The organism is Paracoccus alkenifer (assembly GCF_900108405.1).
GTDB lineage: Bacteria > Pseudomonadota > Alphaproteobacteria > Rhodobacterales > Rhodobacteraceae > Paracoccus > Paracoccus alkenifer.
This window is the reverse complement of the sequence record NZ_FNXG01000006.1, coordinates 134,232-145,636: the sequence shown is the minus strand read 5'-3', so window position 1 is coordinate 145,636 and position 11,405 is coordinate 134,232. Positions and strand designations below refer to the sequence as shown.

General features: G+C 65.4%; 13 protein-coding genes and 1 tRNA gene. 10 read left to right on the top strand and 4 right to left on the bottom strand.

Annotation, left to right across the window (positions count from 1 at the left end):
- The 3 genes from trbK-alt to trbF form a co-directional block, all read left to right on the top strand.
- Positions 1-240, top strand: a 240-nt coding sequence (gene trbK-alt / locus BLW83_RS13935) for a putative entry exclusion protein TrbK-alt (protein ID WP_090848840.1), incomplete at its 5' end; no start/stop codon positions are given.
- A gap of 2 nt (positions 241-242) precedes the next feature.
- Positions 243-1,628, top strand: coding sequence for a P-type conjugative transfer protein TrbL (gene trbL / locus BLW83_RS13930; protein WP_090848839.1), 1,386 nt, complete (start codon positions 243-245; stop codon positions 1,626-1,628).
- Positions 1,625-2,314 (top strand): conjugal transfer protein TrbF, encoded by a 690-nt coding sequence (gene trbF / locus BLW83_RS13925; protein ID WP_090848838.1) that lies wholly within the window; start codon positions 1,625-1,627, stop codon positions 2,312-2,314. Before trbL ends, trbF begins: the two co-directional genes overlap by 4 nt.
- A gap of 5 nt (positions 2,315-2,319) precedes the next feature.
- On the opposite strand, the gene BLW83_RS13920 is transcribed toward trbF, so the two are convergent.
- Positions 2,320-2,697 carry a nuclear transport factor 2 family protein gene (locus BLW83_RS13920; RefSeq protein ID WP_090848858.1) on the bottom strand — a complete coding sequence of 126 codons (378 nt, stop codon included), beginning with the start codon at positions 2,695-2,697 and terminating at the stop codon, positions 2,320-2,322.
- A gap of 24 nt (positions 2,698-2,721) precedes the next feature.
- Between BLW83_RS13920 and trbG the strand changes: the two genes are divergently transcribed.
- Genes trbG through BLW83_RS13900 form a run of 4 tightly spaced genes read left to right on the top strand, consistent with a single transcriptional unit; the run spans position 2,722 to position 5,477 of the window.
- A complete protein-coding gene (gene trbG, locus BLW83_RS13915; RefSeq protein WP_090848857.1) occupies positions 2,722-3,711 on the top strand; it encodes a P-type conjugative transfer protein TrbG in 990 nt (329 codons plus the stop codon).
- A complete protein-coding gene (locus BLW83_RS13910) occupies positions 3,708-4,835 on the top strand; it encodes a TraB/TrbI/VirB10 family type IV secretion system protein (protein ID WP_177172578.1) in 1,128 nt (375 codons plus the stop codon). Before trbG ends, BLW83_RS13910 begins: the two co-directional genes overlap by 4 nt.
- Before the next feature lie 2 nt (positions 4,836-4,837).
- A complete protein-coding gene (locus tag BLW83_RS13905; RefSeq protein WP_090848836.1) occupies positions 4,838-5,059 on the top strand; it encodes a DUF2274 domain-containing protein in 222 nt (73 codons plus the stop codon).
- Positions 5,060-5,114: 55 nt separating this feature from the next.
- On the top strand, positions 5,115-5,477 hold the full coding sequence (locus tag BLW83_RS13900) for a helix-turn-helix transcriptional regulator (RefSeq protein ID WP_425433966.1): 363 nt from the start codon (positions 5,115-5,117) through the stop codon (positions 5,475-5,477).
- On the opposite strand, the gene BLW83_RS13895 is transcribed toward BLW83_RS13900, so the two are convergent.
- From BLW83_RS13895 to BLW83_RS13885, 3 genes are all read right to left on the bottom strand, one after another.
- A complete protein-coding gene (locus tag BLW83_RS13895) occupies positions 5,467-6,723 on the bottom strand; it encodes a tyrosine-type recombinase/integrase (RefSeq protein WP_090848835.1) in 1,257 nt (418 codons plus the stop codon). The genes BLW83_RS13900 and BLW83_RS13895 overlap by 11 nt on opposite strands.
- 319 nt (positions 6,724-7,042) lie before the next feature.
- On the bottom strand, positions 7,043-8,602 hold the full coding sequence (guaA, locus tag BLW83_RS13890) for a glutamine-hydrolyzing GMP synthase (RefSeq protein ID WP_090848834.1): 1,560 nt from the start codon (positions 8,600-8,602) through the stop codon (positions 7,043-7,045).
- Between the two features lie 142 nt (positions 8,603-8,744).
- Complete coding sequence (locus BLW83_RS13885; protein ID WP_090848855.1) at positions 8,745-9,380, bottom strand: thiamine phosphate synthase; 636 nt, start codon at positions 9,378-9,380, stop codon at positions 8,745-8,747.
- 135 nt (positions 9,381-9,515) lie between these two features.
- Between BLW83_RS13885 and BLW83_RS13880 the strand changes: the two genes are divergently transcribed.
- The 3 genes from BLW83_RS13880 to BLW83_RS13870 all read left to right on the top strand — a co-directional run bounded on the left by BLW83_RS13880 (position 9,516) and on the right by BLW83_RS13870 (position 11,386).
- A tRNA-Val gene (locus tag BLW83_RS13880) sits at positions 9,516-9,591 on the top strand.
- A gap of 131 nt (positions 9,592-9,722) precedes the next feature.
- A complete protein-coding gene (locus BLW83_RS13875) occupies positions 9,723-10,883 on the top strand; it encodes an isovaleryl-CoA dehydrogenase (protein ID WP_090848833.1) in 1,161 nt (386 codons plus the stop codon).
- Positions 10,883-11,386 carry a lysozyme inhibitor LprI family protein gene (locus BLW83_RS13870; RefSeq protein WP_090848832.1) on the top strand — a complete coding sequence of 168 codons (504 nt, stop codon included), beginning with the start codon at positions 10,883-10,885 and terminating at the stop codon, positions 11,384-11,386. Before BLW83_RS13875 ends, BLW83_RS13870 begins: the two co-directional genes overlap by 1 nt.
- Positions 11,387-11,405: the final 19 nt, after the last annotated feature.

Genomic DNA, 11,405 nt, shown 5'->3' with positions numbered 1-11,405 from the left:
ATCGCCGTCACGGCGACCGCAATCGACATGGCGCGGAAGGACGAACCTTCCGCGCCGCCCCCTGCGCCGGCCCTCCAGCCACCGCCCGACCCTCTGCGCGAAACCCTGCGCCTTTGCCAGCAGCTCGGCGAGGCAGCCGCCAGCGATGCCGACTGCCTCGCCGCATGGGCCGAATCCCGCGACCGCTTCCTCGGCCGCACGCCAGCGCCTGCCACGCCGCAATCCAGCGAAGGGCGCTGACCATGGGCAACACAGGCGTCATCGACAATTTCCTCGGGGTCTTCACCTCCTACATCGACAGCGGGTTCGGCCTGCTCGGCGGCGAGGTCGCCTTCATCGCCACCACCCTGATCGTCATAGACGTGACGCTCGCCGCGCTCTTTTGGGCATGGGGCGCGGATGACGACATTATCGCGCGGCTGGTCAAAAAGACCCTGTTCGTCGGCGTCTTCGCCTACATCATCGGCAATTGGAACAACCTCGCCCGGATCGTCTTCGAGAGTTTCGCCGGCCTCGGCCTCATGGCATCGGGGACGAGCTTTTCCGTTGCCGACCTTATGCGACCGGGTCGCGTGGCGCAGACCGGCCTCGATGCCGGCCGTCCGCTGCTCGACTCCATTTCCGACCTCATGGGCTGGATCGCGTTCTTCGAGAACTTCATCCAGATCGCGTGCCTGCTGTTCGCATGGGCGCTGGTCGTGCTGGCCTTCTTCATCCTCGCCATCCAGCTTTTCGTGACCCTGATCGAGTTCAAGCTGACCACGCTCGCCGGCTTCGTGCTGATCCCCTTCGGCCTTTTCGGCAAGACCGCATTCATGGCTGAGAAGGTCTTGGGCAACGTGGTGTCCTCCGGCATCAAGGTCTTGGTGCTCGCCGTCATCATCGGCATCGGCAGCACCTTGTTTTCGCAATTCACGGCCGGTTTTGGCGGCCAGACCCCGAGCATCGACGACGCCATGGCGATTGTGCTCGCTGCGCTGTCGCTGCTTGGCCTCGGCATCTTCGGCCCCGGTATCGCCAACGGCATCGTCTCGGGTGGCCCTCAGCTCGGCGCGGGCGCGGCCGTAGGAACCGGCCTCGCTGCCGGCGGCATGGTGCTTGCGGGCGGTGCGGCGGCTGGCGGTGGGGCCATGCTTGCCGCGAAGGGCGGCGCTGCTGCCCTGTCCGGTGGAGCCGCGGCCGTTCGCGGCGGCGCTACCGCCGCGGGAGCGGCGACCGCTGCCTATAGCCTCGGCTCGCTCGGCCAGACCGGGGCGGCGGGCGTTGCCTCCGGCCTCGGCGGTGTCGCCCGAGCGGCAGGCTCGGCCGCTATCTCGCCGCTCAAGCGCGCGGCCTCCAGCGCAGCATCGCAAGCAGGCGAAAGCGTCAAGTCCAGCTTCTCCGCTGGCGCAAAGGCCGGCTTCGGCGCGACTGGCGGCAGCTCGACCATGGGCACGGTCGGCGGTGCGAGTGCCGATCCCGCAGCCGCTCCATCCGGCCCGGCGGGCAGCCCTCCGGCATGGGCGCAGCGGATGCAGCGCCGGCAGGCCCTCAACCACGGCACCACCATGACCGCCCATGCCGTCCGCTCCGGCGACAGCCACGGCTCCGGTTCCTCCGTCAACCTTTCCGAAAGTGACCGCTCATGAGCATCTTCAAACGACCAACAACCCACTACGGCAAATCGCCGGAACCCGAGACGCCCTATCAAAAGGCCGCGCAGGCTTGGGACGAGCGCATCGGCTCGGCCCGCGTTCAGGCGAAGAACTGGCGCTTCATGGCGTTCGGCTCGCTGATCCTTTCGGCCGGCTTCGCCTCGGCGCTGGTCTGGCAGTCCGCACGCGGGACCGTGGTGCCTTGGGTGGTGCAGGTGGATAATCTCGGTCAGGCGCAGACCGTCGCGCCTGCCAACGCCGACTATCGGCCGACCGATCCGCAGATTGCTTTCCATCTCGGCCGGTTCATCGAGCAGGTGCGCGCGATCCCGGCCGACGCGATCATTGTGCGTCAGAACTGGCTTCGCGCCTATGAGTGGACCACAGATCGCGGCGCGGCGGCGCTCAACGACTACGCCCGCGCCAATGATCCTTTTGCCAAGGTCGGCCGCCAGCAGGTCGCCGTCGAGGTGTCGAGCGTCATCCGGGCGTCCCCCAACAGCTTCCGCGTCGCGTGGACCGAACGCCATTTCGAGAACGGCCAGCTTTCCAGCACGGAACGATGGACGGCCATCCTCACCATCGTCATCCAGCCGCCGCGAGACGCCGAGCGTCTGCGCGCCAATCCGTTGGGAATCTACGTCAATGCAATTTCGTGGTCGCGGGAGATGAGCCAATGAAAACCTCAGCTTGCATCAATCACCTCGCTGATCTTTCCCTCGGAGATCATGAAAAACGAGGTGCCCGTCATCTCGATCTCCTGCCCGGCCTTCCAGCCATTGGACAGGTCGGTCTTGACCTTGGCGCGATAGCCGATGCGCACGGCTGCACGGTCGTCTATCGCGATACAGTCGAGGATCGTCTGTTCTCTTTCAGCAAACAACTGGACGCCCTGTTCCGCCAGCGCGCGGAATGCCTCGATCCCGTGCGTTTCGTTCGTCGTCTCTCCGTTCAATCTGTTGATAAACCGAACGTCGCCCGACAGGCAGTCGAGCATCGCCTGAACATTCATCCTGTTGTAGGCGTCGATATACCGGGCAACAATCGTCGGCACAGAATCCATTCTGTCGGTTCCTCCTTACTGATCCTGAAGTCGCTAACCTATGCGATTTTTGCGACGGCGTTTGCAATTACTTTGGCAGGCTGCGCGACCAACCGGACGCCGCAATTCAGCTATGACGCCAGCGTGCCGCCGCTGCCGACCGTGCAGGCGGCGGCAACCGACAACACGCCCCGGCCGCTGCATGTGCCCCCGGCATGGACCGTCGCACGCGGCGGCATCGCCGCAGGCACGCCGACCGGCCGTGTCGAGAACGCCAATGCCGCCGCCCGTGTCGAACCGCGCCGGGAGGGCTACTACAATGCCATCCAGATTTTCCCTTGGTCGGAAGGCGCGCTCTATCAGGTCTATGCCGCAGTCGGGCAGATCACGACCATCGCCCTGGAGCCGGGCGAGAGCCTGACCGGGGCGGGGCCGATCGCGGCCGGCGACACCGCCCGCTGGATCATCGGCGACACCGAGAGCGGCAGCGGCGCAAACCGCCGCGTCCATATCCTCGTGAAGCCGACACGCCCGGATATTTCGACGAACCTTGTCGTGACCACCGACCGGCGCACTTACATGATCGAGTTGCGCGCGCGGGAATCGCTCTACATGCCGGCCGTGGCATGGGCCTATCCCGCAACGCCGGGCCAGCGCCGAGCTGTTCCGGCTGCGCCGATCATCCCTGCCGAGGCGGCGCGGAACTATCGCTACGCCTTGCAGGTGCAGGGCGACAGCCCGCCGTGGCGGCCCGTCTCCGTCTTCGACGATGGCCGGCGCGTCTATGTCGTCTTCCCGGCCGGGATCGTGCAGGGCGAAATGCCACCCATCTTCGTGCTTGGCGCGAACGGCGAGCCGCAAATCGTCAATTCCCGCATCCACCAGAACGTCTTGATCGTGGACCGCCTGTTCGGTGCGGCCGAGCTGCGCCTTGGCAGCGGCAACCGCCAGCAGGTCGTCAGGATCGTCCGCACCAACCCGACGCAGGCCGCAGCAGAACCAGCCAGCACGACCACGGGAGGATCGTCCTCGTGACCGATACCGACACCACAGCCCCCATGCGGCTGCGCGCCGAAACGCCGCGCGTCACCCGCCTGTCTCGCAAGATGCTGGCAGGCGTCGGCGCTGTCGCCTTGCTCGGCATCGGCGGCGCGCTGATCTACGCACTCCAGACCCGCGATGCAGGACCGGGAGGTGACGAACTCTATTCGACCGAGAACCGCCCCACGGCGGACGGCCTGTCCGGCTTGCCGAGCGACTATAGCGGGCCGGTGCTCGGCCCCGCGCTGCCCGGAGATTTGGGCCGCCCCATTCTCGACGCGCAGAACCGGGGACAACCAGTCGTGCCGCCCGTCATGGCGACGCCCGCCGTCGATCCCGAGGAAGAACGCCGCAGGGCCGAGGAAGAAGCCGCGCGCTTGAGCAATGTGTTCTTCCAGTCCGGCCCGCGCACGGCAGCGCCGGCAGGGACGGCCATGCCCGGCCTTGCCGGTCTTGGCCTCGGCGGACAGCCCGCGACACAGGACCGCCACGCGGCTTTCCTCAATGGACCCGTGGACCGACAGACCGTCGCGCCGGATCGTGTCGCGCCGCCGGCATCGCCCTACATCCTTCAGGCCGGGGCCGTGATCCCGGCTGCGCTCATCACCGGCATCCGTTCCGACCTTCCGGGCCAGATCACGGCGCAAGTGACCGAGAACGTCTATGACAGCCCGACCGGCAGCCTGCTCCTGATCCCGCAGGGAACGCGCATCATCGGCCAATACGATGACGGCGTGACCTTCGGCCAGCGCAGGGTGCTCTTGGTGTGGAATCGCCTGATCCTGCCGGGCGGCCGTTCCATCGTCCTTGAGCGCCTGCCGGGCGCGGACGCCAGCGGCTATGCCGGGCTGGAAGACGGGGTTGATTACCATTGGTGGGATCTGATGAAGGCCGCCGGGCTGTCCACGCTGCTTGCGGTCGGCGCGGAGCTGGCGACCAGCGACGAGGACCGGCTTATCCGGGCTATCCGAGACGGCGCGCAGGATACCGTCAATCAGGCGGGCCAGCAGATCGTCCAACGCCAGTTGCAGGTTGCGCCGACGCTGACCATCCGGCCGGGCTTCCCGGTCAGGATCATCGTCACCCGCGACCTTGTGTTCGAGCCGGCAGGAGGTTGACCATGACCAAGCTGAAACTCGGCCCGCTCCCCGACGACAAGCCCGTGAAGATCACCGTGGAGCTACCCGCGCCGCTTCACCGCGATCTGATCGACTATGCCGAGGTGCTGGCCCGTGAAAGCGGCAAGCCCGTCACCGATCCCGTCAAGCTCATCGTGCCGATGCTTCAACGCTTCATCGCCACGGATCGCGGTTTCGCCAAGGCACGGCGAGCCGCACGCTAGGATCGCTTGGCGGCAGGGGTGCCGCCAGCGCATCACCGCAAATGCGGCACGCTACATGCCGGCGACCTCACTCCATGGTTCGCATAGTTTCGGGGACCTCCAGTTGCTCGGAATCCCGTCGAACATGGCTACCGAGGTTATGAACATGAGTGATCCGACATCCGCGCTGGGTAAACGGACGATTCGCAGGCATCAGCTTCGGGAACTCGTTCCCCTTGCCGACACTACAATCTACGACATGGAGCAACGGGGGGAATTTCCCCAGCGGTTCTATTTGACGGCCCGGTGTGTGGTTTGGGACCTCGCCGAAGTGGAGGCTTGGCTTGAAGAACGTCGCCAAGCCTCCAGAGAGAAAGCTATCAGACGCGCGCCGTCGCCCGATGTGAAGCTCAGGAAATTCCGGCCCGTCAAACGCTAGGTTCAGGCACCAACAGGTCCATTGACGGCGGATACAGCGTCGGCACGTATTTCTGGCCCGCCACCCAAGCGTCCACGAGGTTCGCCCATTCCTGCATCATATGGCGGCGCTGGTGCTCATATTCCGCCTTGTTGTAGATGCCACGGGACGAGCGCCCGTCCTCATGCGCCAAGCACTTTTCGATCCAGTCACTATTGAAGCCCAGTTCGTTCAGGAGCGTGGAGCCTGTTCGGCGCAGATCGTGAACAGTGAAAGGTTCGAGCGGCAAGCCCTCCTTCTTCGCCCGCGCCACGACAGCGGTGGTTATGCGGTTGAAGGTCGCCCGCGACATGGGAGCATCCGCATCGTAGCGCGATGGCAGCAGATATTTGGAATTGCCGGCGCAGGTCTTGAGCGCAATGAGAATGTCGATTGCTTGCTGCGCGAGATAGACGTTGTGCGCTTTGGATCGCTTCATCCGCTCCTTCGGGATCGACCAGACTGCGTTCTCGAAATCGACCTCATTCCAAGTCGCGTCCTGCAACTCGCTCTTTCGGACCATGGTGAGCAGGAACAGCTTCATTCCGAGCCGGATTGTCGGCAGCGTTGGCACATGCTCAAGCTGGCCCAGCATGACCCGGATTTCAGCAGGCGATAGTGAGCGGTCTTTGGGAACAAAGGTTGCGATAGATGCAGGCCCTACCTCATCGGCCGGATTTGCCACCCTTTCCCCGTGCAGGATTGCGAAGGCATAAACGAGCTTCACAATGTCGCGGACGTGAACGGCGGTGGCCGGTGCTCCACGCCCCTTCACCTTTGCACACATCGCGCGCAGATCGTCGGGGCTGATTTCCGTCAGCAGCCGGTTCCGAAAGGTCGGCAGAATGTCCCGCTCATAGATCGAACGACGCATCGCACGGGTGCTGTCCGCCATCCGCGCCTCCTGCAACCAGCGTTCGCCGAACTCGCCGAAGCTCTTTGCCTCCTTGATACGGCGCTTCTCACGTTGTTTCTCGCGCGCGGGCGACCGCCCTTCCGCGATAGCCCGCTGCGCGTCTATCAACTGCTCGCGCGCTCGCGCCAGAGATAGGCCGCCTGCACCGTATCGACCCAGCGTCAACGTCTCCCGCCGCCCATTGAGGCGATAGTCATACCGGAACACGACCGCCCCCGAGGGATTGACCGCGACATACATACCGTCACGGTCAGCGACCTTATACAATTTGTCCTTTGGTTTCAGAGCTTTGATGCCCGCGTCAGTCAGCATTTTGACCCTCCAAGACCGTCCAAAAACGTCAGAGAGCAGCCAATTATACCGTCAGGCCAAAATCAGCCTAGCTGATCGGTAAATTTCCCTTTATTCTCAATGGTATAAGGTCAAAAAATATACCGTCAGAAGCCCTCTTACCCCTGACGGTATATGTAATTTCCGAATGTGACAAGTTTCGCCATACCGTCACCTATACCGTCATTTGCGAGGCTCGCAGGACGATAGACCGCGATAGATGGTGACAAGATTATGTAATGATTTCAGATAGTTATGTGCGGCAATCGGCGGCAATCGGTGGCGTTCGGATAGGCCTGAATTATTCCCACTCGATCGTGCCCGGGGGTTTTGAGGTGATGTCATAGGTCACCCGGTTGATCCCCTTGACTTCGTTGATGATCCGCGTTGCGGTTTCGCCCAGGAAATCGTGGGTGAAGGGATAGTAATCCGCCGTCATCCCGTCGACCGAGGTCACCGCCCGCAGCGCGCAGGCATAGTCATAGGTGCGCTGATCGCCCATCACGCCCACCGTGCGAACCGGCAGGATCGCGACGAACGCCTGCCAGATCTCGTCGTAAAGCCCGTGTTTGCGGATCTGGTCGATATAGACCGCATCGGCGCGGCGCAGGATTTCCAGCTTTTCGCGGGTGATCTCGCCGGGGCAGCGGATGGCAAGGCCCGGGCCGGGAAAGGGGTGGCGGCCGATGAACTGCGCGGGCAGGCCCAGCTCGCGTCCCAGCGCGCGCACCTCGTCCTTGAACAGCTCGCGCAGCGGTTCGACCAGCTTCAGCCCCATCTTTTCCGGCAGGCCGCCGACATTGTGGTGGCTTTTGATGGTGACGGACGGCCCGCCGGAAAAGCTGACCGATTCGATCACGTCGGGGTAAAGCGTGCCCTGGGCCAGGAACTCGGCTCCGCCCACCTCGGCCGCGTGTTTCTGGAACACGTCGATGAACAGGCGGCCGATGGTCTTGCGCTTGGTTTCAGGGTCGCTGACCCCTTCCAGCGCGCCTAGGAACAGCTCGGATTCGTCGGCGTGGACCAGCGGGATGTTGTAGTTGTCGCGGAACATGGCGACGACCTCGGCGGCCTCGCCCTGCCGCAGCAGACCGTGGTCGACAAAGACGCAGGTCAGCTGGTCGCCGATGGCCTCGTGGATCAGCACCGCGGCGACCGAGCTGTCGACGCCCCCCGACAGCCCGCAGATCACCTTGCCGTCGCCGACCTGCTCGCGGATCAGGCGGATCGCCTCGTCGCGGTAACCGGCCATGGTCCAGTCGCCGGTGAACCCGGCCAGACGGACAAAGTTCTCCAGCAGGATGCGGCCGTTGGGCGAATGATGCACCTCGGGGTGGAACTGCACCGCGTAAAACCGCCGCGCCTCGTCCGCGATCATCGCGAATGGGGCGTTGGCCGAGGTGCCGATCACCGCAAACCCGGGCGCCAGCGCGGTCACGCGGTCGCCGTGGCTCATCCACACCTCTTCGCGCCCGTCCTGGAACAGCCCGGCAAAGATGCCGTCCAGCGCATGGCCGGGGGCGGGCGAGACAAAGGCGCGGCCGTATTCGGCGTGATGCCCGGCCTCGACCCGGCCGCCCAGCTGCGCCATCATCACCTGCTGGCCGTAGCAGATGCCCAGCACCGGCACCCCCAGCTGGAACAGCGCCTGCGGCGCGCGCGGGCTGCCGTCGCGCGTCACGCTGTCGGGGCCGCCCGACAGGATCACCGCCTGCGGCGGGTTCTCGCGCAGCTCGGCGTCGGTGACTGACTGATAGGGGCGGATTTCGCAGAAAACCCCAAGCTCACGCAGGCGGCGCGCGATAAGCTGCGTGACCTGAGAGCCGAAGTCGATGATAAGCAGGCGTTGATGCTGGGTCATGCCCGCGCTTTAGGCCCGTGCGCGCCGCCGGGCAAGGCCCTGCGCGCAAGGCGCCGCACCGTGGTTGCTTCGGGCGGTCCCAAATATCCCGGGGGTGAATGGCGCGGCACGCGCCAGAGGGGGCAGCGCCCCCCTGACCGCCTTACATTTCCCGCGGCGCAGCCCACAGCGCGGCCAGCGCCGCCGCCGGGTCGGGCGCCGACCAGATTTCCGGCCCGATGGCGATGAAATCGGCCACGCCCCACAGCCGGCCGATCAGCGCCGCGTCCAGCGCGCCCTCGGCCACTACGGGAACCTCGATCATCTCGGACCACCACTGGAACAGCTCCAGCCCGACCGGCTCGCCACGCCCCAGCGCGCTGGGGCCGCAGGGACCAAAGCTGACGTAATCGGCGCCCGATTCGCCCGCCGACATGCCCTCGTGGCGCGAGCCGTTGCAGAAGGCGCCGATGATGGCGTCGGCCCCCAGTTCCTTGCGGGCATAGCGCACGCCGCGGGCGCCGGTGGTCAGATGCACCCCGTCCAGCCCGTGGCGCTGGACCAGCGGCAGGTGGTCCTCGATCACCACCGCCACGTCGCGGGCATGGGCCAGGTCGCGGGCCAGATCGGCCAGCCGGCCCAGTTCCTGTTCGTCCCCGCCGCCGCCTTGCAGGCGCAGGCAGGCGACCGGATGCGCGTCCAGCACATCGGCCAGCACCGGCCCCAGTTCAGCCGCGGGGATCAGCGCGGGCGCGATCAGGTAAAGCTGCGGCGCATCGCCTTGCGTGTCCTCGGTCATGGCGGTCCCCTTGTTGCTGGCCCCATTGCTGGCCCCGCCCCCGATAGCGCAGCCGGGCACAGCGGGAAAGGGGCGGGCAAGGGACGCTTGCCTCGGCGATGCCCGCGCGTCATAAGCCGCGCATCGGGCTGGACCGGGCGGTTAGCTCAGCTGGTAGAGCATCTCGTTTACACCGAGGTTGTCGGGGGTTCGAATCCCTCACCGCCCACCATCCGCCGATGTTTCCCGAAAGTCCTTTCCCGCGCGCCGGCAACGGTTACAGTTCCTGTTGACCGATGCCGCCCGCTTGCGGCATAAAAGCGATAACTGAACACTCGTTCAATAACCGGGAGAGGGGTTTCGATGTTCACGCGAGGGATGGAATTCGATCTGGGCGACGACGTGAACGCGCTGCGCGAGACCGTGCATCGCTGGGCGCAGGATCGCGTCGCGCCGATTGCGGCGCAGGTCGATCGCGACAACGTGTTTCCCGCCGATCTGTGGCGCGAGATGGGCGATCTGGGCCTGCTGGGCATCACCGTTGCCGAGGAATACGGCGGCACCGGCATGGGCTATCTGGCCCACACCATCGCGGTCGAGGAAATCGCCCGTGCCTCGGCCAGCATCAGCCTGTCCTATGGCGCGCATTCGAATCTCTGCGTCAACCAGCTGAAACTGAACGGGACCGAGGAACAGAAACGCAAATACCTGCCGGGCCTGTGTTCTGGCACCCATGTCGGCGCGCTGGCCATGTCCGAAGAGAGCGCGGGTTCCGACGTGGTGGGGATGAAGCTGCGCGCCGAAAAACGCAACGGCTACTATGTGCTGAACGGCTCGAAATACTGGATCACCAACGGGCCGGATGCCGATGTGCTGGTGGTCTATGCCAAGACCGACCCCGATGCCGGCAGCAAGGGCATGACCGCATTCATCGTGGAAAAGGGGATCAAGGGGTTCACCCAGGGGCCGCATTTCGACAAGCTGGGGATGCGCGGTTCCAACACCGGCGAGCTGATCTTTGACGATGCCGAAGTGCCCTTTGAAAACGTGCTGGGGGCCGAGGGCAAGGGCGTGCGCGTGCTGATGTCGGGGCTGGATTACGAACGGCTGGTGCTGTCGGGGATCGGCACCGGCATCATCGCCGCCTGTCTGGATCAGGTGATGCCCTATGTCCGCGAACGCAGGCAGTTCGGCCAGCCGATCGGGAATTTCCAGCTGATGCAGGGCAAGATCGCCGACATGTATGTCGCGCTGAACACCGCCCGCGCCTATGTGTATGAGGTCGCCAAGGCCTGCGACGCGGGCAAGGTCACGCGGCAGGATGCGGCGGGCGCGGTGCTTTACGCCAGCGAACAGGCGATGGTGCAGGCGCATCAGGCGGTGCAGGCGTTGGGCGGGGCCGGATTCCTGAACGATTCCGTGGTCAGCCGCCTGTTCCGCGACGCCAAGCTGATGGAAATCGGCGCCGGCACCAGCGAGATCCGCCGGATGCTGATCGGGCGCGAGCTGATGGCGCTGGACTGATGCGCGCGCATCGCCCCCTTGCGCTGGCCCTGGTACTGGCTGCGGCACCGCTGGCCGCGCAGCCCTATGACGACCGCATCGTCGAGGCCTGCCTTGCCGCGCATTGGGGCGGGCAGAACGACCGTGAATCCTGCATCGGCATCGCCGCGCGCGTCTGCATGCCCGTGGGCGAGGCCGGCGCCGACGCCGCCATCGCCTGCCATCAGGCCGAAGCCGCGCAATGGGCCGAAATGCTGGATGAAACGCTGGCGGCGCTGCGCGCGCAGCTTGGCGAATCCGAGGGCGCGGACGGGACAGATGGGGACGGGGGCGACCCCGCGCCGGTGCAGGCGCTCGACCGCGCGCAGGCGGCGTGGCAGTCTTTTCGCGATGCCACCTGCGAGCTTGACGCGCTGCGCTGGCCCGACGCCGACATCGGCCGCGCCGATCATGCAGAGTGTCTGGCGCGGCTGACCGCGCGGCAGGTGTTTGAACTGCAATCGCGGCTGGCCGGGGCGATGTAGGCGCCGCGACCGCCACGGA